Genomic DNA, 18,054 nt, shown 5'->3' with positions numbered 1-18,054 from the left:
CCGCCGTCGGGTCGAGGTTCACCGTCGTGTCGGCGGCGAAGATGACCCGGTTGCGGAAGGTGAGCATGTACACCCCGGCGGCGTAGTCGGCGTCCTCGGCGGTCCCGATGACCTGCAGCGGCGGGCGGAGCGCCGAGGGGTAGTGGTGGGTCAGGCCGGTCAGCATCGCGTCGGCGTCGCCCTCCTCGACCATCACGCTCGCGAAGTAGTTGCTGTCGCGGCGGATGAGTTCGGCCGCCTCCGACCGCGTCAGCCCCTTCCGCTGGCGGAGTTCGTACAGCCGGTCCGCGTAATGCTCCCAGTCGCCCTCGCGGGGGTCCGCCACCGTCGGCTCGAACTCCAGGCCGAGCCGCTTCGCAGTCCGCTGGATGCGCTCCTCGCGGCCGATGAGGACCGGGCGGGCGATGCCCTGCTCCTCGAGCTGGTAGGCCGCGCGAATCATCTTCTCGTCCGTGCCCTCGGCGAGGGCGACCACCTTCGGGTCGGACTTCGCCTTGTTGAGCACGACCCGCATCATCTCGCGGGACTTGCCGAGACGCGCCTCCAGTCGCTCGACGTACTGCTGCTTGTCCAGTTCGCTCCGGGCCGCGCCCGACTCGATTGCCGCCTCCGCCACCGCCGGCGCGACTTCGAACAGCACCCGCGGGTCCAGCGGCTTCGGGATGACGTACTCGGGACCGAACTGCAGCGGCTGGTCGCCGTAGGCCTTCACGACGGCGTCGGGGACGTCCTGTCGCGCCAACTCGGCGAGCGCCCGGGCGGCCGCGAGCTTCATCTCCTCGTTTATTTCCGTCGCCCGCACGTCGAGTGCGCCGCGGAAGATGAACGGGAAGCCGAGCACGTTGTTCACCTGGTTCGGATAGTCCGACCGGCCGGTGGCCATGATGACCGTGTCGTCTCTGGCCTCCTTGGCGTCCTCGTAGGCGATTTCGGGGTCGGGGTTCGCCATCGCGAAGACGATGGGGTTGTCGGCCATCGCCTGCACCATCTCCTGGGAGACGATGCCACCGACGGAGAGGCCGACGAACACGTCCGCGTCCTCCAGCGCGTCGGCGAGGCTCCCGTCGGGGACGTCCTGTGCGTACTCGCGCTTGAACTCGTTGACGTCGTCCGCCCGGTCGGCGGTGATGATACCGGTCGAGTCACACATCAGGATGTTCTCGTGACTCGCCCCCAGCGACTCGTAGAAACGCGCCGTCGCGATGGCAGACGCTCCGGCTCCGGAGAAGACGATCTTCAGGTCGGTGAGGGCCTTGTCGACGAGTTCCGCGGCGTTCACCAGCGCGGCGCCCGAGATGATGGCGGTGCCGTGCTGGTCGTCGTGGAACACGGGGATGGACATCTCTTCTCTGAGGCGTCGCTCGATCTCGAAACACTCCGGCGCCTTGATGTCCTCCAGGTTGATGCCGCCGAACGTCGGCTCCATCGCCGACACCGCGTTGACCATATCCTCGGGGTCCGTGAGGTCGAGTTCGACGTCGAACACGTCGATGTCGGCGAAGCGTTTGAACAGGACGCCCTTCCCCTCCATGACGGGTTTCGACGCCTGCGCGCCGATGTCACCCAGCCCCAGCACGGCGGAGCCGTTCGAGACGACGCCGACGAGGTTCCCCTTCGCCGTGTACTCGTACGCCCGGGTCGCGTCCTCGTCGATGTCGAGACACGGGGCGGCCACCCCCGGCGAGTAGGCCAGCGAGAGGTCGCGCTGGGTGTTGGTCGGCTTGGTCGTGGCTATCTCGATCTTCCCGGGCGGGTCCTGCCGATGGTACTCCCGCGCGTCGTCGTCTAATCCCATGACGCGGTGGTTAACCCGGATACGTAAATAGATACTCCTGTCTGTCGATTTCGCCGTTCGACGGACGTCGAACTTCCGGCGTGGTTCCGGCGTGCCGTCCGGCCCTCAGTCCCAGTAGACGTCGTGACGTTCCAGGCTCGTCGACCCCCACGCGGACTCGACTTCGAGTGTCGGCCACTCTCCCGTCTCGGTCAACGTCTCGAAGCCGCCGCTCGTGACGAGGACCGTGTCCTCGCTCTTCGCGCCCTGCACCGTGGGGTTCCACGCGTACGCCATCGGCTCGTACACCTTCGCCTCGTGGTCCGGCGTGGCGATCCACTCCCGGCCGGCGAATCCGGCGGCCCCGCCCTGGTGGTGGTTGCGCCACTCGCCGGCCCACCCCACCTTCTCGTACGCGTCCTGGACGTCGGCGAAGACGTTGCCGGCGCGGCCGGCGTTCGTCGCGGCGACCCGGGTCGCTTCGAGCGCCGACATCTCGACCCGGGCCGCCGCTGTGTGTCGCTCCGTCAGCCACTCCGGCGGGTCGAACGCGACGGTCCGCGTCAGACTCGCGTGGAGGCCCCCCCGCTCGGCAGTGACCGACACGAGCGCGTAGTCGCCCAGGCGCGCCTCGGTCGGGGTGTAGTGGCGGTACCGCGTCGCGCGCTCCGCGCCGCCGACGAGGACGACGGGTGTCTCGATTCCCCGTGCCCCGAGTGCCACGCCGAGCGCCGTCGCCACCTCCCGTTCGGTGTCGTCGGGTTCGAGTTCGCGACAGACCCGCTCGACTGCCGTCGCCGCTTCGTGGCCCAGCGCCCGGTAGCGGTCGACGTCTGCGTCGGTGAGCGGTTGTCGGAGGTCGATGGGGTCGACCGTTTCGAACCCCGGCACGTCGAAATCGGCGGCTGCGGGCGTCGGCGACGCCTCGCGGAGGGCGTCGGCGAGCGACCCCGAGAACCAGTCGTACGACTCCACCGCGAACGCCTCGGGGAGTTCCTCGTCCACGAGGCGAGCGGCCTCGATGGTGTCGGTCACGACCCGGAGGGTACTCCCGTCGTACCCGACGGCCCCCACGCCCCGTGCCGCCGCTCGGTCGACGACGTTGTCGCCGCCACCGGTGAGCCAGGCGAACGAGTCGGGTCGAGCGAACCAGACGGCTTCGAGGTCGTTCGCGCGCCGATACTCGTCGACCCGCGCCACCTTCGTCTCGCGGTCGGCCTCGGTCGGCGTCGTCATAGCCAGGCGTCGTCACCCCCGCGTAATGAATCGGCCGGTCGTCTGCCGGCCGACCCCTCGTCCGACGGTGAGCCCCGGACGAGCGACAGGGCGAGGCGGTGACGGCGAGGGACACACCGCTCGCGACGCACAGAGTCAGGCATAAGTACGAACGGTCCCGACCTTCGACGCATGAGCACGTACCGTCCCTCGTGGCTGTCCTTCAGGCGGTTCGCGGCGTTCACCACGGGCCTCGTGTTGACACTCATGATGCTCGGGGTCTACACCGCTGCGACCGGTTCGGGGCTGGCCTGCTCGGCCCAGTGGCCGCTGTGCGACAACGGCCTCCTCCCCCAGACCATCCCCTCGTTCATCGAGTGGTTCCACCGCCTGGTCGCGATGATCGCGGGCTTCTTCATCCTCGGGACGGCCCTCTGGGCCTTCTCGGGCGACGACCGCAAGACCAAGACCGCCTCGGCCGTCGCCGTCGTTCTCCTCCCCCTCCAGGTGTCTATCGGGGCCGTCACCGTGACGCTGAACGGTCTCATCCCGGGCGGCTACGCCCCCTCGACACAGGGTGCACACCTGGTCGTCGCGCTCACTATCTTCACCGGTCTCGTGGTGACGACGCTCCGCGCCTACGCGGGGCGGTGGACCAGACCGGCGCTCGACCGGGTCCGACTCGCGTGTCTCGTCGCCCTCGGTCTCGTTCCGGTCTCCGTCGCGCTCTCCCGCGTGTTCACGCTCGTACCGTACTCGCCGGCCGCACAGGCCGCCTTCTACGGCGCGGCGCTCGCGCTGTTCGCGTCGCTCGTCGCCGCGGTGGCGTGGCTCGGAGCGACGTCCGCGTCCCGCCTGCGCTTCCCCCTCTCGGCCGCGCTGGCGGCGACGTTCGGCGCACTCCTCCTCGGGCGTGATCTCGTCTTCTACACGGCCACCTGGCGGGCGGTCAACACCCTGCTCTTCGTCTTCGTGAGTCTCCTCGTCGGCGGCGTCGTCTGGGCGCTCCGCCGCCAGGACACTCCCGTCCGGCGGGAGTCCCCCGGCGTCTCCGGCGACTGACTCCCGGCCGTCCCGCCTACCCGCCGCTCTGCGGGTCGGTGTAATAGGCCGATTGTACAGTCTGCTCGCGTATTATGTTCCGGTGGACCGTGCAATCGCGTCTGATAAGTGTTAAATGTGTCCCGTCGCTTGCGGTTGAACATGGAACGACGCCAGTACATCAAGCTCAGTTCCGCAGCGGTCGCTGGCCTCGGTCTGGCCGGCTGTACCGGTGGTGGAGGAGACAGTAGTTCCGGTGGAGAGAGCGGCGGAAGCACCGAGTCGGGTGGGAGTACCGAGTCAGGTGAGAGCACCGAATCAGGCGGGAGCGAGGGCGGCGAGGAGACCGAAGCCGCGACCACGGAGTCGGTCGTCCCCTCGAACGTCGTCATCGGTTCGGACATCCCCTACCGGCCCTTCGAGTACGAGACGGCCGCCGGCGAACTGAAGGGGTTCGACGTCGAAATCGCCCAGGCAGTGTTCGAGGAGCAACTCGGCGTCAGCTACGAGTTCAAGAAGACTTCGTTCGACACCATCATCCCCTCGCTGAACAACGGGAACTTCCGCGTCATCATGTCCGCGATGACTATCAACGAGGAGCGCGACGAGCAGGTCGACTTCTCGGACCCGTACTTCACGGCGTACCAGACCATCATCGTCCGTGAGGACTCCGACATCTCCTCGAAGGAAGACCTTCGGGGCATCGCCGTCGGCGTCCAGAAGGGCACGACGGGCCTCGGCGCGGCCGAGGGACTGAAAGAGGAGTTCGACGGCGACCTCCAGCTGAAGGAGTACGACCAGATCACGGGCGCGTTCGACGCGCTCACGAACGGGCAGGTCGACGCCGTCATCAACGACAACACGGTCAACGCCGAGTTCGTCAACAACCAGGACGGCGTCCGCTTCGTCGAGGGGGAGGGTGCCGCAGCCGAGCAGGGTGAGAACGCCCCGCCGTATCTCACGCTGACCGTGGAGAACTACGGCATCGCGTTCCGCGAGGACGACGACGCCTTCCGCGAGCGCGTCAACGAGGCGCTCGCGGCCATCCGCGAGAACGGCACGTACGAGGAGATTTACTCCAACTACTTCGCTGGATAACCGCGGAACCGGCTGACTTTTCACGTCACACTGTCACACCTTACCAATGGCTGAATCATACTCGACTGACTCGCGCCCGGCGGAGGAGCGGGTCGACGAGTCGGTTATCAACGACCGGACGCTGAAGTACGCCGGAATCGCGGTGTCGAGTCTCTTCACGCTCGTCGTGGTCGGTCTCATCGGGTACATCGTCTACGCCAAAGTGAGCTTCGACCTGATGGTGACCATCTTCCCGCGCTTCGTCGACGCGTACCTTCTGGTGCTCCAAATCTTCGTCGCGGGGAGCGTGCTCTCGGTGTTCGCGGGGGTGTTCGTCGGCTTCATGCGCGTCTCGGACACCGTCCCGACCGGAACCGTCGCGAAGGGGTACGTCCAGTTCTTCCGGGGCACGCCGCTCCTGTTCCAGATCATCATCGTCTACTTCGGCATCCCGGCGCTGTGGACGGGGACGTTCCCCATCCAGAACTGGGAGCTCCCGGCGGCCATCATCGCGTTGACGCTCAACCACGCCGCGTACACCGGCGAGGCGATCCGCGGAGGCATCGGTGCCGTCCCGGACGGCCAGCTGGAGGCGGCCCGTTCGCTCGGGATGTCGTACACCCAGGGGATGCGCGAAGTCGTGCTGCCGCAGGCGTGGCGCAACGCGCTGGCCGCTATCGGTAACGACCAGGTCATCCTCGTGAAGGACACCTCGCTCCTCACGGTCATCGCCGTCCCCGAGATTATCAGCGTCTTCCGGAGCGTCAACAGCGCGACGTTCGACCCGTGGACGCCAATCGTCCTGACCGCGGTGGCGTACCTCGGTATCACCCTGCCGCTGGGTTACGTCGTCAGCTACCTGGAAGAACGCTCCGACTGGGGAGGTGACAGCCAGTGAGCACCCGTCACGCGCTCCTCGAGTTCGACTCGGTGGACAAGTACTTCGGCGAGACGCACGTCCTCAAAGACGTCTCGCTCGACATCGACGAGGGCGACGTCACCGTCGTCATCGGCCCCTCGGGGTCGGGCAAATCCACCCTGCTTCGGTGCGCCAACCGACTCGAGGAGATACAGGGCGGAGAGATTCGGCTGGAGGGGCAGTCCATCTCGGCACCCGACGCCGACGTCGACCGCCTCCGCCAGCGCATCGGAATGGTGTTCCAGTCGTTCAACCTCTTCCCACACAAGACCGCACTGGAGAACGTCACGCTCGCGCCGCGGAAGGTCCGCGGCGTCGACAGGAACACCGCCCGCGACCGGGCCGACCGGTTGCTCGACCGGGTCGGCCTCGGCGACCAGAAGAAATCGTACCCGAATCAACTCTCCGGCGGCCAGCAACAGCGCGTCGCCATCGCTCGCGCCCTCGCGATGGACCCCCGCGTGATGCTGTTCGACGAGGTGACCAGCGCGCTCGACCCCGAACTCGTCGGCGAGGTGCTCGGCGTCATGCGTGACCTCGCGGACGAGGGGATGACGATGATGGTCGTCACCCACGAGATGGGGTTCGCCCGCGAGGTGGGCGACCGCATCGTTCTCATGGCCGACGGGGAGATAATCGAGAGCGCCGTGCCCGCGACGTTCTTCGAGAACCCCGAGACCGAGCGCGCGAAGCGGTTCCTCTCCCGGATGCTCTGACCGGGTGCCGGGCGGACCCTCCCGAACTTCTGTTCACGATTGATATTCGAGCAAGAAGGCTTATACCGTCGGCTCCGCTCCTCCTCGGTGATGACACTCGCACCGGCGTCCGAACGCCCCGACGGAAGCCAGTACCGCGGTTCGCCCTCCATCGCCGCCGACCGACCGAAGGCGCTCCTGTTCTGTCCGTGCGGTCGGGAGGCCCCCCTCGACGAGTGGCGCGTCGAGCACGACAGCGCCCGCCGCCGTCTCGTCTGCCCCGACTGCGGCGAGACCCTCACCGTCCGCTGACGGTCTCCACCCCGGCGGTACGCCTACGTGGGCTCACGGCGAGCGTGCCGTATGGAGCGCGACGAACTCACCGCGACGCTCGAAGAGGCGGGGCTCTCGCCCTACCAGGCCGAGGCGTACGTCACGCTGCTCTCGGCCGGGTCGGTGTCGGCGGGCGACCTCGCAGAGATGAGCGGCGTCCCCCGGCCCCGCATCTACGACGTCCTCCGTGACCTCGAAGCCGCGGGGTACGTCACCACGTACGAACAGGACCGCCTCTACGCTCAGGCGGTCGACCCCGCGGACCTCGAACCGCTCCGCGAGCGACTCACCCGACTGGAGTCGGCGCTGGACGAAATCGAAGAACGTTACCGGACGCCGGCGACCCGCGAGAGCGACCTCACGCTCGTCACCCAGTTCGACACCGTCTTCCGGCAGGCGAGACGCGACGTCGAGGTGGCCGAGCGACACGTCCAAGCCGTCCTGTCGCTCGACCAGTACCACGTGCTGGAAGAGACGCTCGCAGAGGCCTACGAGCGCGGTGTCTACGTCCAGGTGTCGCTGTACGCGCCGGACGGCGACACTCTCCCCGACGCCGAGGCGTTCGAGGGAGTTTGTACCGAGGTGCGGCGGCTCAGTTTCCCCAAGCCGTTTCTGATCCTCACGGACCGCCAGCGTGTGAGCTTCTCGCCGAAGGGTCGTTCGATGGACGAGTACGGCGTCCTCGTCGACGACCGCGCGACGGCGTTCGTCTTCCACTGGTTCTTCCTCACGAGCTGCTGGGAGGTGTACGACCCCATCCACGCCGACCCGCGGGGCACCCCACCGTTCGCGTTCGTCGAAATCACCGACGCGGTCCGCTACCTCGAGGACCTCGTCCACGACGGTGCCACGGTCCACGTCCGCGTCGAGGGCTACAGCGTCAGGACCGGGCGCCACCGGACCGTCTCCGGCACCGTCGCCGACGTCGACTACGTCGGTCACGAGGGGGACGGCGTCGACGCGCCGTCGCTCGTCCAGCTCGCCGCACAGGCGACGCTCGTCGTCGAGACGGAGGACGGCACGCTGACCGTCGGCGGCGAGAACGCGCTCGCCGAGGACGTCAGCGCGGACCGAATCGTCGTCGAACGTATCGACCGTGCGTGACCCGCCGATCGATGGGGGTGTCCGTCCTCCGGACGAAGTAACGAAGCCCTCACACCGTTCGAGAGCCACGCTCTTCGCCACTCCTGTTCTCGAACCTCGACCTGTCACCCCCGATAGACGTGTGTTACAACGGCTATTGTTAAGAAAATTGATAAGTTTTATCTCCTCGTTCCCCGTCTCTCTGGACGAGGACAAGATGAACCGAAACGACTCCCAGACCCAGACCCGACGTACCGACTCGACGACCACCCGCCGCGACGGCTTCATGAACTGGTGGGTCGCTGCCGGCCTGGCCCACGGCGCCGGCGCCGGATAACGCGTCGCGCCATGGCCGCTGACTCACCGGCTCTCCACCGGACTTCTCCTGCATCGACGACCCACCGAAACCTCGTTCCTGTCCGTACCTCCGCCCCGTCCTCGAACCGCCGACTCCACCGACACGGCTTTCGACGGCCACGACGAGAGAGGCACGATGCCCGACGTGTTCGTCTTCTGGCTGGTCCCCGTCTCGTGGGTCGTACACGACGTCGAGGAACTCCTCGCGCTCCCCGCGTGGCGGCGACGGAACGAGTCCGCACTGCGACGCGCCGCCCGCTGGTCGTCGGTGACCCGACGGCTCGTCGCGGCGTTCCCCGACTCCCGCGGGACGTTCGCCGTCGCCGCGACGCTCGTCGGCCTCTTCCTGCTCGGCGGCACCGTCGCCGGCGTCACCGACCCGAGAGGGGTCGGTCTCCTCGTCTTCGCGGTCTGTCTCGGCGGTTACGGTCTCCACGGACCCGTCCACGTCGCCCAGGCGGCCGTCTTTCGTGGCTACGTTCCGGGCGTCGTCACGGCCGCCTCTCTCGTCGTCCCGACAGTCGCCTTCGTCTACTGGCGACTGCTCGACGCGGGCCTGCTCACTCCCACGACGGCCGGGGTGACGGCCGCCGTCGGCCTCCTGCTGTTCCTCCCGGTCGTCTTCGTCGCCGGGCGACTGGCCGACCACCTCAGAACGTCGTGACGACTTCGACGCCGACCGTCCCGTAGTCGGTCATCGCCGCCAGTCGGTCCGACACGTCGTCGAGCGCGACTTCGCGCGTGACGAGCGTCTCCGGTGAGACGGCGCCGCTCTCGACGAGGCCGAACAGTTCGTCGTACCGCGTCGGCGGCATCCCCCGGGACCCGACGAACGACACCTCCCACCGGGTCATCCAGTCGGTGGGCAGTGACACCTCCCCGCGCTCCGCGTCAGTGGTGAGGCCGACCTGGACGTGCGTGCCGCCGGGTCGGACACAGCGGACGGAGTTCCGGCACGTCTCCGCCCGGCCGAGCGCGTCGAGCGAGACGTCGGCCCCCTCGCCCGTCACCTCGTGGATTCGGTCGACGACACACTCCGCAGTCGCGTCGACGGTGACCGTCGCGCCGACGTCGCCGGCGAGCGCGAGCGCCTCCTCGCGGATGTCGACGGCGACGGTCCGGTGACCGGCCGCCCGGGCGACGGAGAGCGCCGAGAGGCCGACACCGCCACAGCCGTGGACCGCGACCCACGACCCCGGTTCCGGCGACACGCGGTGCGCCAGCGCGTGGTACGCCGTCATGAACCGACAGCCGAGCGCCGCGACGTCGACCGGGTCGACGCCGTCGGGCAGCGCGAGCAGGTTGTACTCGGCGTGAGGGACGTGGACCCGTTCGGCGAACGCGCCCGGCGCGTCGCTCGAGAAACCGAGCGCGCTCCCGTCGACACAGCGGTTCCCGTGTCCGGAGAGACACCGCGGGCAGGAGCCGTCGCCGAGGTTGAACGGCACCGCGACCCGGTCTCCGACTTCGTAGGCGTGGACTCGTTCGCCGGTCTCGACGACGGTTCCGGCGGGTTCGTGGCCGAGTATCTGGCCGCGCGACACCCGGTCGTCGGCCCACTCACCGTGGCCCTGCCAGGCGTGCCAGTCGCTCCGGCAGATGCCACAGGCTTCCACCCTGACCACGACACCGTCGGGCGTCGGACTCGGGTCGTCGACGGAGCGAATGGACAACGGCTCGCCGTACTCGGTGAGGACGCAGGCGCGCATGGCGGCCGTTCGCGGGCCGCGACAAAATCACCCGGGGTGGTCGCTCACGCCTCGTCGTCCGCGCGGCTACCCCTCGCCCTTCTCGTCGTCTCCGCCGTCGGCGACGGCGTCCGTCCCCGTCTCGGCGTCGACCCCGGCCTCCGCGTCCACGTCGGTCTCCGTCTCGGCGTCCGACTCCGTCTCCGCGTCGCTCTCGTCGTCGGCCTCGGCCCCGGGTTCGGGTTCGACGTCCCGGTGTTCAGCCTTCGGCGGTTCGTGCGCCGCGTCGTCGACGACGTCGACACCCCGGAACTCGAACCGTGCGCCCCCGTCCCGGCCGTTGCGGACGGAGACGGTCCAGCCGTGGGCGGTCGTGATGCGCTTGACGATGGCCAGTCCGAACCCGGTCCCCGAGCGGTTCGTGGTGAATCCGGACTCGAACACCTTGACGTGACGGTTCTCCGGGATGCCCGGACCGTCGTCTTCGACGAAGAAGCCACAGACGCCGTGGTCGTCGGAGAGGGGTCCGACGCGGACGGTCGGGTCGGGTCCGGCGTGTTCGAGTGCGTTGCCGAAGAGGTTCTCGAACAGCGCGCTCAGGCGCTCTTCGTCCGCGTACACCGACGGGAGGTCGGCCTCGACGACGCAGGTGCCCTCGCTCGTGAGGCCGACCGTGAGCGCCGCCGTCTCGACGACCTCTTCGAGCGGTATCGGCTCGGGGTTGTCGACCAGTCGGCCCTCGCGCGCGAGGCGGAGCATGTCGTCGATGAGTCGGCGCATCCGGTCGTGGGCGGTCTTGATCCGGTCGACGTCGTCCTGTAGCTCCTCACCGACGGACTCCTCGACGACGGTGAGGTAGCCCTCGGCCACGTTCAGTGGGTTGCGCAGGTCGTGCGAGACCAGTCGTGCGAACTCCCGGAGGCGTTCGTTCTGCTCGCGGAGGGCGTCCTCGGCCTCGCGCTGCTCGGTCACGTCCCTGACCGCACAGACGAACCCGCCAGTGTGGAGCTTCGTCAGCGACTTCGACTTCACGAACGTCGACCCGTCCTTGCGGAGGCCGACGGACTCCCCGCGCCAGGTTCCCTTCTCTTCGAGCGCGGGGAGGATCTGTAGATGCATCCGTTCGTTCTCCGCGGGCGGGTTGACCCGCTCCCACGACTCGCCGACGAGTTCCTCCCGGTCGTACCCGTACGTCTCCGCGTACGCGCGGTTCACCTCGACGAACCGCCCGTCGCTGCCGACCACCGCGATGCCCTCCTCGACGGTCGACATCGCCAGCGCCTGGAGTTCGCGTTCGGCCTCCGCACGGCGTCGCGCCACGGCCGCCTCGATGCGGTTGGCCAGTATCTGGTGGCCACCGGTGGTCGACTTGCGGACGTAGTCGGTGACGCCCGCCGAGATGGCGTCGCTCGCGACGTCCTCGTTCCCGTGACCCGTGTAGATGATGAACGGGACGTCGGGGTCCGTCTCCCGGACCGCCTCGAGGAGTTCCAGTCCGCTCATCTCGGGCATCTCGTAGTCGGAGACGATACAGTCGACCGAGACGCCCTCGTCCAGTGCGTCGAGGACGCCCTGTGCCGACGGGTACCCGCGGATGACGGCGTTCTCGAGGGTGGCTTCGAGCAGTTTGATGGTCGTCTCACGCATCGCGTCGTCGTCATCGGCGACGAGCACGTCGACCGGCGACTCCGCTCCCTCCGCGGCGGTCCCCCAGAGGAATCCCCCCTCACTCATGAATTAATACCTCTAGACGACCGACATAGATAAATGGTGCGTCACCCGCGAGGAATATCGAAACGGTCGGAAACGCGGGAGTAGACGGAGAACCTATTCGAATCCGGACGGTCCCGTGTCGGTTATGTAAAATCGAAGAGGCCGGACTGGCCGTCGTCGCGTCCGTCGCCGTCTGCGGTGCCGTCACCGTCGCCGTCGCCGTCGCTCTCGTCGCCCGTGTCGCCGAGTTCGTCGAGGGTCGTCTCTGCCGTCTCGTCCTCCTCCCCGTTCCCGGCCGACTCCTCGTCCTCCCCGTGGGCGTCGCGTGCGTCGGCCGCGAACGCGTCACCGGCGTGCGCCTCGACCAGTTCCTCGCGGCGCGCTCTGGCGTCCTCGACGATGGACTCGACCTTGTTCGTCGACTCGCCGCTCCCCGTCACGTACGAGACGTGGCTCTCGTCGAAGTCGTACCACCCCGTCATCGCCACGGTGAGGTCGCGCGGCTTGCAGTGGTGGGTCATCGCCTGCAGGAACGGGAGGATCTCCCGGCGGGCGGTGGCGATGCTGACCCCCGACGACTCGGCGATGCGCGACGTGACCGCGTCGCGGGTCGCGTCCTTGGTCGACCGCCAGGGCGCGCCGCCGTAGCGGGTCCAGCCCCCCTGAGTCTGGTCGCGCGAGGCGGCGACGCCTGCCGAGACGTTGTCGGTCACGTACCGCCAGTAGCGGTAGTTCTGCGTCGCGTAGGTGCGTCCCAGCCACCGGTCCGCGCTCGCGAGGTGGTCGTACGCCCGGGCGAGTTCCTCACCCTCGTACACCATCGACACCTTGTCCTCGACCCACGAGGTGAGGTCGTCCGGGGTCTCGTCGGTGTCGTACGCCGTTCGCAGCGCCTCCTGGGCGGATTCGGACTCCTTGAGGACGCTGTCGAGGAAGCCGAAGATGTTCACGGTGCGGTCCCTCCCACCGGTCGTCACGTCGTCGACCGTGAGCGAGGACTTCCCGCCGACCGAACTCTGCAGGTCTCTCACCGCAGAGCGGAGGTCGCCGTCGTTCGTCTCGGCGATGGCCTCGAGCGCGGCCTCCTCGAACTCGACGCCCTCCTGCCGACAGATGTGGCGGAGCGCCGGGACGATGGAGCGCGCGGAGACGTCCGTGAACTCGATTTCACGGCAGGCGTTCCGCATCCCCCGCGACATGTCGTAGTACGCGTTCGCGATGAGCACGACGGGCTGGTTCGCCTCCTTCAGGAGCTTCGTGACGGCCTGCTTGCCGCCGTAGTCCTGCTGGTAGTGGATGTTGTCCGCCTCATCGAGGATGACGAGCTGGCGGCCGCGGTCACGTCGCCCGCGGGTCCCGGCGTCGGCGGCACCCGCGAGCGTGGTGTTCATCGCCGCCCGGCCCGCGAAGCGCTCGATGACGTCCGCCGTCCGCTGGTCCGAGGCGTTCAACTCCACCGTCTCCCACCCCTTGTCGGCGGCCAGCGCGTGTGCGGCGCTCGTCTTGCCGACACCGGGACTCCCGTGCAGGACGACCGGTTCCCGGTGGTCGTCCCACGTGTCGGCCCACTCCTCGAACTCGTCGCGGGCTTTGTCGTTGCCGCGTACCTCCGACAGCGTCGTCGGACGATACTTCTCCGTCCAGTCGGTAGAAGTCATGTCTGAGATACCTCGAGTGAGCGGTTTCGCATTCCGATGTCGCCGTCCATCTGAGTCTGAACGGGGCTTATCGACCGACGGTAATAACGGTGCTGACGTGACCTCAGTCGAGGGACCGTGGGCTGTCGGTTACACGGGCTTGAACTCCCTACCCTCACGTTTCAAGTCGCCATCGATGCTATACTCTCGTATGGGAATCGTCCGGGACAGCGAACACAGTGACGGTGCGCCGACGGTCAAAGGGACGGGTATCCGTGTGAAAGACATCGCTGTCGCGTACGAGCACAGCGGCTACGAACCGGATGAACTCACACAGCTCTACCCGGACCTTACGCTCGCAGATGTCCACAGGGCACTCGCATACTACTACGACCACATCGACGACTTCCGGTCGAGTTCTTCCGAACCCGCATCCGCATGACGAGACCGGTCTACTGTGACGAGAGTATCTGGATTCCGGTCGCGGATGGATTACGTCGCCGCGGCTGGACTGTTCATACGGCCAGAGATGAAGGCACGCTCGGCGACCCCGACCGGGACCAACTGACGTACGCCGTCGAGCACGACTGGGTTCTCCTGACGTTCGACGACGACTTCCTCTCGCTCGTCGAAGGCGAGGGCCTCGAACACGCCGGCATCGTCTTCGTTCGACAGAAAGGCCGTCAGATAGGGGACGTGGTGAAAGCCGTCGATGCACATATTCAAAACCGGTCCGACGACGACTACTCTATCGAGTACCTGTAGCGCTCACTCGTCCTCTCTCACATCGAACCCGGCCGTCTCGCTTCGATACGGTCGTCGTAGAGGTCCACGAGGAGTAGCCATATGCCACACTGCTCGGTCGTTTCGGTCCACTCGCCGGAGAGCGATTCCATCTCGACCACGACGCGATGCCGTCCCGGTTCGGTCGCAACCTCTCGGTACGTTCGTTCCTCACCCGGGCGCATCATCGTGCGCTGGGAGAAGACCGGTTCCGCGGATTCGCTCTCGACATCGTAGGCCGCTATCGAAATCGTTCGCTTGCCAGTCGCATGATTGGTCACCTCGACCCCTTTCGGCGGACCGTGATGACCCGAGTGGCACTGCTGCCCGAGTCCGGTCTCGGTGCAACCTGCCAGTCCGAATGTGAGCGCGGTCGCCGTCCCCGAGAGGCAGGCCCGTCGTCTCATTCTCTCCTCGTCGGCTGCATAGGCCGGCGACACCTCACACTTGCGGTCGCCGCCTTCGTAGATGCCCACGATGTGGGCATGCAGACGGTGACTGCTCCGTCCAGTCGGTAGAAGTCATGTCTGAGATACCTCGCGTGAGGGTTTTCGAATACCGATATCGCCGTCCATCTGAGTCTGAACAGGGGTTATCGACCGACGGTAATAACGGTGCTGACGCGGCAGCGTGTGCCGCAACTATGTCACCGGCAGTCTTTTTCAATTGTGGGCGTAACAGTATCGTATGAGCTTGACAACGGATGATTTCAGGGATTTTCTGGATTCGGACCCCGATGACGACGAATCCGTCCCACTCGGGGACGCCCTTGCGGAGGTGGCCTCTGACGTCGAGGTGGATTCTGTCGAGGCGGTCCGAGACGTCCGCGAGCGGTTATGAAGCTACTTCTCGATACGAATATCCTCGTTGCGGCAGTTACTCACGACACCGAGCGTTCTGAGGATGCCGTCGAGCTGCTCAACCGAACCGCCGAATCGTACGTCTCTGTATTGAGCCTCATGGAGCTTCGGAGCGTCCTGACAAAGAAGAAGCTGTTCGAACGCGAGCGAATCGAGCAAATCGAGAATCGAATCACGTCCCGAACGACGGTCACGTTCCCGGACGCCTCGGACGTGATGGCTGCTAATCGGCTCCAGTCGGAGACGCTTCTCTATCCGATGGACGCACTCGTCCTCACCGCTGCAGATGCCGTCGGAGCGACGCTCGTCACGTTCGATAGCGAACTACTCGAACACGGCGCAGAGTCACCGGACAACGTCGTGTAGAAAACCCCGGCCTCGTCTTCGTTCGACAGCAGGGTCGTCAGATTGGCGACGTGATGGAAGCCAACGATGCGCATCTCCAAGAGTTGTCAGCCGATGACTACTCCGTCGATACTACTAATTTGCCTCGTGCGGTTCAGCCGCACTCTCACATCGAACCCGGTCGTCTCGCTTCGATTCGCTCGTCGTAGAGGTCCACCAATAGTAACCAGATGCCACACTGCTCGGTCGTTTCCGTCCACTCGCCGGAGAAGCGATTCAGTCTCGACCACGACGCGATACCGTCCCGGTTCGGTCGCCACCTCCTGATATGTCTGCTCCTCACCCGGGTTTATCATCGTGCGCTTGGAGAAGACCGGTCCCGAAGATTCGCTCTCGACGTCGTAGGCCGTTATCGTAACCGTTCGCTCGCCAGTCGCATGGCTGGTCACCTCGACTCCCTTCGGTGGGCCGTGGTGGCCCGAATGGCACTGCTACCCGAGTCCGGTCCCAGTGCACCCGGACAGTCCGAAAGTGAGAGCGGCCGTCGCTCCTGAGAGGCAGCTCCGTCGTCTCATTCTCTCGTCAATTACTCATACCGACGACGCCTCACTCTTGCGGTCGGTGCCTTCCCAGATACCCACGATATGGGCATGCAGACGATGACTGCTCCGTCCAGTCGACCATTGTCGGTGGAAGGCACGAGGCGCGTTTAGTGGTTGCGGAGAGCCCCGCGCTTCGGCTGGCGTCTACGGTGTCGCGACTCGCGCTCACAGCGTGGTCCCGACCAGCGGTCCGATACACCACAGACCGCTATACGAAACGGCCGACCCCGTGGTCGGCTCAGTCGTCCGCGTCGGCGGCCTGCTCGAAGTGAGCGGCGATTTCCGCCGTCTCAGACTTGAACCGCTCGACGTCGTAGTTCTGTGCGTGCAGCATCGCGCTGTACCGCGGCGTGACGCTCGCCAGCATCGACAGTTCCGCGAGTTCCTCGTCCGTCGCCCCGTGCATCTTCGCTGCCTCGCGGTGGAAGTGCATGCAGTACTGGCACTTGACGCTCGCCGCGACCGCGAGGCCGATCAGTTCCCGATACTTCGGTGGTATCTCCCACTCACCGACGAGATACCGCTTGTTGAGTGGCCACTCGTGGACGAGGTCGGCCGGCGGGAGGCCGTCGAGCCATCCAGGGACGATGCCGAGCGTCTCCTCGATGTCCTCCCGCGCCGCCTCGTAGTCGGTGGCCGGACTGGTTGCCATCGTCTTCCCCTCTCTCGACCCGGTCGCGGCTCCGTCGTCTCCGCGGCCGAATCGTCTCCTCTACGCGCTCCAACGTGATAGTCATATTTCACGTTCCGACGTCATTCGCTACCACGGACCAGTCTGCGGGCGACCTGTGCGAAGCGTGAACTTATCACAGTTGGTGTCCTTCTGAGGGTATGTCCAACGCGGAACCAATGGACCGAAGAGAGGTCGTCGCGTTCCTCGGCGAGGAAGGGACGGGGGTACTCGCCCTCGCGAGGGACGACGAATCGTACGCCATTCCGGTGTCGTACGGTTACGACGGGGACGAAGAAACGTTCTACCTCCGCCTCGCGTTCCACCCGGACAGCCAGAAGCGGGAGTTCCTCGGACCCAGTCGCACCGTCTCGCTCGTCGTCAGCGCGGAGACTAACGAGGGGTGGCGGAGCATCGTCGCCCGTGGTCGGCTCCGTGAAACCGGTGAGGCGGCGCTCGACTCGAGCCTCGTCGAGGCCATCCGCCGCATCGACATCCCGTTCTTCACCGTGTTCGACCGTCCCGCACGGGAACTCGACTTCGAGCTGTTCCAGCTCGTCCCCGACGAACTCACGGGACAGAAACAGGTGTAGTCCGGCCGCCGAACCCGAACTGTTTCTCACGGCGTGGGGTCCGGCGCATCGTTTTTGCTCACTGACATCCTACCCCCACGCATGAACGACACTCGCTCGGTGCGGATGGACGACGACGAACGAGACGCGTTCCTCGGCACCGGCGGGACCGGTGTCATCTCCTTCGCACGGGAAGCGGACGAACCGCCACACTCGCTCCCGGTGTCGTACGGCTACGATCCCGACTCGGGCGGCTTCTACCTCCGACTCGCGTTCGACACGGAGAGCGAGAAGGAGGACGTCGTCGCCGCGGACCGGCCGCTCTCGCTGGTCGTCCACGGTCAGACCGACGAGGGGTGGCGGAGCGTCGTCGTCACCGGCCACCTGGACGAGGTGACGGAGGCGGCCATCGAGTCCGAGGTGGTACAGGCGATGCGGCGGGTCCACATCCCGCTCGTCGACGTGTTCGACCGTCACCCCCGCGAACTGACGTTCCGGTTCTTCAGACTGGTCGTCGACGAACTGTCCGGGCGGAAAGAAGCGAAGAGCGCCTGACCGGGTTCGGCCGTCGGACGCGCCGGTCCGTATCCGTTCGACGAAGCTGCCCAGCGTAGCGATTCGGTCACTGTAACGACAGCAGCTAACAGACGCGCTAGAAAGTTTTTCCGGAGTGAAATTTTCTTTCCGATA

Annotated in this window: 21 protein-coding genes; 13 read left to right on the top strand and 8 right to left on the bottom strand. The window is 66.5% G+C overall.

The genetic code is table 11. From position 1 onward, the window contains the following. Together ACESK5_RS06365 and ACESK5_RS06360 are read right to left on the bottom strand one after the other, a co-directional pair. Nucleotides 1–1,795 (bottom strand): NADP-dependent malic enzyme (locus ACESK5_RS06365; RefSeq protein ID WP_372910713.1); only part of this gene is annotated, 1,795 nt, incomplete at its 3' end. A 105-nt stretch (nucleotides 1,796–1,900) separates the two neighbouring features. Continuing rightward, nucleotides 1,901–3,010, bottom strand: coding sequence for a M24 family metallopeptidase (locus ACESK5_RS06360; protein ID WP_372910712.1), 1,110 nt, complete (start codon nucleotides 3,008–3,010; stop codon nucleotides 1,901–1,903). Between the two features lie 171 nt (nucleotides 3,011–3,181). Between ACESK5_RS06360 and ACESK5_RS06355 the strand changes: the two genes are divergently transcribed. The 7 genes from ACESK5_RS06355 (at nucleotide 3,182) to ACESK5_RS06325 (ending at nucleotide 9,158) form a co-directional block, all read left to right on the top strand. Continuing rightward, nucleotides 3,182–4,051: a heme A synthase gene (locus ACESK5_RS06355; RefSeq protein WP_372910711.1), complete on the top strand. Its 870-nt coding sequence runs from the start codon at nucleotides 3,182–3,184 to the stop codon at nucleotides 4,049–4,051. 141 nt (nucleotides 4,052–4,192) lie between these two features. Then, a complete protein-coding gene (locus tag ACESK5_RS06350) occupies nucleotides 4,193–5,128 on the top strand; it encodes a basic amino acid ABC transporter substrate-binding protein (RefSeq protein WP_372910710.1) in 936 nt (311 codons plus the stop codon). Nucleotides 5,129–5,174: 46 nt separating this feature from the next. Further along, nucleotides 5,175–6,005 (top strand): amino acid ABC transporter permease, encoded by an 831-nt coding sequence (locus tag ACESK5_RS06345; protein WP_372910709.1) that lies wholly within the window; start codon nucleotides 5,175–5,177, stop codon nucleotides 6,003–6,005. After that, entirely contained in the window at nucleotides 6,002–6,742 is a 741-nt protein-coding gene (locus tag ACESK5_RS06340; RefSeq protein WP_372910708.1) for an amino acid ABC transporter ATP-binding protein, read from the top strand. Before ACESK5_RS06345 ends, ACESK5_RS06340 begins: the two co-directional genes overlap by 4 nt. Nucleotides 6,743–6,832: 90 nt before the next feature. Then, nucleotides 6,833–7,033 (top strand): hypothetical protein, encoded by a 201-nt coding sequence (locus tag ACESK5_RS06335; protein WP_372910707.1) that lies wholly within the window; start codon nucleotides 6,833–6,835, stop codon nucleotides 7,031–7,033. Between the two features lie 51 nt (nucleotides 7,034–7,084). Next, entirely contained in the window at nucleotides 7,085–8,158 is a 1,074-nt protein-coding gene (locus tag ACESK5_RS06330) for a TrmB family transcriptional regulator sugar-binding domain-containing protein (RefSeq protein WP_372910706.1), read from the top strand. Between the two features lie 472 nt (nucleotides 8,159–8,630). Next, on the top strand, nucleotides 8,631–9,158 hold the full coding sequence (locus tag ACESK5_RS06325) for an HXXEE domain-containing protein (RefSeq protein ID WP_372910705.1): 528 nt from the start codon (nucleotides 8,631–8,633) through the stop codon (nucleotides 9,156–9,158). Here the strand turns inward: ACESK5_RS06325 and ACESK5_RS06320 are convergent. The 3 genes from ACESK5_RS06320 to ACESK5_RS06310 all read right to left on the bottom strand — a co-directional run bounded on the left by ACESK5_RS06320 (nucleotide 9,145) and on the right by ACESK5_RS06310 (nucleotide 13,553). Continuing rightward, nucleotides 9,145–10,203: a zinc-dependent alcohol dehydrogenase family protein gene (locus tag ACESK5_RS06320; RefSeq protein ID WP_372910704.1), complete on the bottom strand. Its 1,059-nt coding sequence runs from the start codon at nucleotides 10,201–10,203 to the stop codon at nucleotides 9,145–9,147. The two genes, ACESK5_RS06325 and ACESK5_RS06320, sit on opposite strands and share 14 nt — an antisense overlap. 66 nt (nucleotides 10,204–10,269) lie before the next feature. Further along, nucleotides 10,270–11,916 (bottom strand): ATP-binding protein, encoded by a 1,647-nt coding sequence (locus ACESK5_RS06315; RefSeq protein ID WP_372910703.1) that lies wholly within the window; start codon nucleotides 11,914–11,916, stop codon nucleotides 10,270–10,272. 122 nt (nucleotides 11,917–12,038) lie between these two features. Continuing rightward, nucleotides 12,039–13,553, bottom strand: coding sequence for a replication factor C large subunit (locus tag ACESK5_RS06310; RefSeq protein ID WP_372910702.1), 1,515 nt, complete (start codon nucleotides 13,551–13,553; stop codon nucleotides 12,039–12,041). 190 nt (nucleotides 13,554–13,743) lie between these two features. Here ACESK5_RS06310 and ACESK5_RS06305 point away from each other — a divergent pair, with 190 nt between their 5' ends. Both ACESK5_RS06305 and ACESK5_RS06300 read left to right on the top strand, forming a co-directional pair. Continuing rightward, nucleotides 13,744–13,974 carry a DUF433 domain-containing protein gene (locus ACESK5_RS06305; RefSeq protein WP_372910701.1) on the top strand — a complete coding sequence of 77 codons (231 nt, stop codon included), beginning with the start codon at nucleotides 13,744–13,746 and terminating at the stop codon, nucleotides 13,972–13,974. Next, nucleotides 13,971–14,297: a DUF5615 family PIN-like protein gene (locus tag ACESK5_RS06300; RefSeq protein WP_372910700.1), complete on the top strand. Its 327-nt coding sequence runs from the start codon at nucleotides 13,971–13,973 to the stop codon at nucleotides 14,295–14,297. Before ACESK5_RS06305 ends, ACESK5_RS06300 begins: the two co-directional genes overlap by 4 nt. 17 nt (nucleotides 14,298–14,314) lie before the next feature. Here the strand turns inward: ACESK5_RS06300 and ACESK5_RS06295 are convergent, their stop codons facing one another. Next, nucleotides 14,315–14,791: a hypothetical protein gene (locus ACESK5_RS06295; protein WP_372910699.1), complete on the bottom strand. Its 477-nt coding sequence runs from the start codon at nucleotides 14,789–14,791 to the stop codon at nucleotides 14,315–14,317. A gap of 211 nt (nucleotides 14,792–15,002) precedes the next feature. Here ACESK5_RS06295 and ACESK5_RS06290 point away from each other — a divergent pair, with 211 nt between their 5' ends. Continuing rightward, on the top strand, nucleotides 15,003–15,155 hold the full coding sequence (locus ACESK5_RS06290) for a hypothetical protein (RefSeq protein WP_372910698.1): 153 nt from the start codon (nucleotides 15,003–15,005) through the stop codon (nucleotides 15,153–15,155). After that, on the top strand, nucleotides 15,152–15,541 hold the full coding sequence (locus ACESK5_RS06285) for a type II toxin-antitoxin system VapC family toxin (protein WP_372910697.1): 390 nt from the start codon (nucleotides 15,152–15,154) through the stop codon (nucleotides 15,539–15,541). Before ACESK5_RS06290 ends, ACESK5_RS06285 begins: the two co-directional genes overlap by 4 nt. Nucleotides 15,542–15,627: 86 nt before the next feature. On the opposite strand, the gene ACESK5_RS06280 is transcribed toward ACESK5_RS06285, so the two are convergent. Together ACESK5_RS06280 and ACESK5_RS06275 are read right to left on the bottom strand one after the other, a co-directional pair. Further along, a complete protein-coding gene (locus ACESK5_RS06280; protein ID WP_372910696.1) occupies nucleotides 15,628–15,969 on the bottom strand; it encodes a hypothetical protein in 342 nt (113 codons plus the stop codon). A 391-nt stretch (nucleotides 15,970–16,360) separates the two neighbouring features. Next, nucleotides 16,361–16,774 carry a carboxymuconolactone decarboxylase family protein gene (locus ACESK5_RS06275; protein ID WP_372910695.1) on the bottom strand — a complete coding sequence of 138 codons (414 nt, stop codon included), beginning with the start codon at nucleotides 16,772–16,774 and terminating at the stop codon, nucleotides 16,361–16,363. A gap of 179 nt (nucleotides 16,775–16,953) precedes the next feature. Between ACESK5_RS06275 and ACESK5_RS06270 the strand changes: the two genes are divergently transcribed. Next, entirely contained in the window at nucleotides 16,954–17,385 is a 432-nt protein-coding gene (locus ACESK5_RS06270; RefSeq protein WP_372910694.1) for a pyridoxamine 5'-phosphate oxidase family protein, read from the top strand. 81 nt (nucleotides 17,386–17,466) lie between these two features. Further along, nucleotides 17,467–17,919: a pyridoxamine 5'-phosphate oxidase family protein gene (locus ACESK5_RS06265; protein ID WP_372910693.1), complete on the top strand. Its 453-nt coding sequence runs from the start codon at nucleotides 17,467–17,469 to the stop codon at nucleotides 17,917–17,919. The last annotated feature ends 135 nt before the right edge of the window (nucleotides 17,920–18,054 follow it).

It is taken from the genome of Salinigranum sp. (genome assembly GCF_041641895.1).
In the GTDB taxonomy this organism is placed as follows: domain Archaea; phylum Halobacteriota; class Halobacteria; order Halobacteriales; family Haloferacaceae; genus Salinigranum.
Note: the sequence above shows the minus strand (reverse complement) of the source record. Positions and strands in the feature narration are given on the sequence as shown.

Excerpts from the sequence above, each read along its gene's own strand:
- ACESK5_RS06360 (WP_372910712.1), bottom strand. The coding sequence starts at position 3,010 with ATGACGACGCCGACCGAGGCCGACCGCGAGACGAAGGTGGCGCGGGTC.
- ACESK5_RS06355 (WP_372910711.1), top strand. The coding sequence starts at position 3,182 with ATGAGCACGTACCGTCCCTCGTGGCTGTCCTTCAGGCGGTTCGCGGCG.
- ACESK5_RS06350 (WP_372910710.1), top strand. The coding sequence starts at position 4,193 with ATGGAACGACGCCAGTACATCAAGCTCAGTTCCGCAGCGGTCGCTGGC.
- ACESK5_RS06345 (WP_372910709.1), top strand. The coding sequence starts at position 5,175 with ATGGCTGAATCATACTCGACTGACTCGCGCCCGGCGGAGGAGCGGGTC.
- ACESK5_RS06335 (WP_372910707.1), top strand. The coding sequence starts at position 6,833 with ATGACACTCGCACCGGCGTCCGAACGCCCCGACGGAAGCCAGTACCGC.
- ACESK5_RS06330 (WP_372910706.1), top strand. The coding sequence starts at position 7,085 with ATGGAGCGCGACGAACTCACCGCGACGCTCGAAGAGGCGGGGCTCTCG.
- ACESK5_RS06325 (WP_372910705.1), top strand. The coding sequence starts at position 8,631 with ATGCCCGACGTGTTCGTCTTCTGGCTGGTCCCCGTCTCGTGGGTCGTA.
- ACESK5_RS06320 (WP_372910704.1), bottom strand. The coding sequence starts at position 10,203 with ATGCGCGCCTGCGTCCTCACCGAGTACGGCGAGCCGTTGTCCATTCGC.
- ACESK5_RS06315 (WP_372910703.1), bottom strand. The coding sequence starts at position 11,916 with ATGAGTGAGGGGGGATTCCTCTGGGGGACCGCCGCGGAGGGAGCGGAG.
- ACESK5_RS06310 (WP_372910702.1), bottom strand. The coding sequence starts at position 13,553 with ATGACTTCTACCGACTGGACGGAGAAGTATCGTCCGACGACGCTGTCG.
- ACESK5_RS06305 (WP_372910701.1), top strand. The coding sequence starts at position 13,744 with ATGGGAATCGTCCGGGACAGCGAACACAGTGACGGTGCGCCGACGGTC.
- ACESK5_RS06300 (WP_372910700.1), top strand. The coding sequence starts at position 13,971 with ATGACGAGACCGGTCTACTGTGACGAGAGTATCTGGATTCCGGTCGCG.
- ACESK5_RS06290 (WP_372910698.1), top strand. The coding sequence starts at position 15,003 with ATGAGCTTGACAACGGATGATTTCAGGGATTTTCTGGATTCGGACCCC.
- ACESK5_RS06285 (WP_372910697.1), top strand. The coding sequence starts at position 15,152 with ATGAAGCTACTTCTCGATACGAATATCCTCGTTGCGGCAGTTACTCAC.
- ACESK5_RS06275 (WP_372910695.1), bottom strand. The coding sequence starts at position 16,774 with ATGGCAACCAGTCCGGCCACCGACTACGAGGCGGCGCGGGAGGACATC.
- ACESK5_RS06270 (WP_372910694.1), top strand. The coding sequence starts at position 16,954 with ATGTCCAACGCGGAACCAATGGACCGAAGAGAGGTCGTCGCGTTCCTC.
- ACESK5_RS06265 (WP_372910693.1), top strand. The coding sequence starts at position 17,467 with ATGAACGACACTCGCTCGGTGCGGATGGACGACGACGAACGAGACGCG.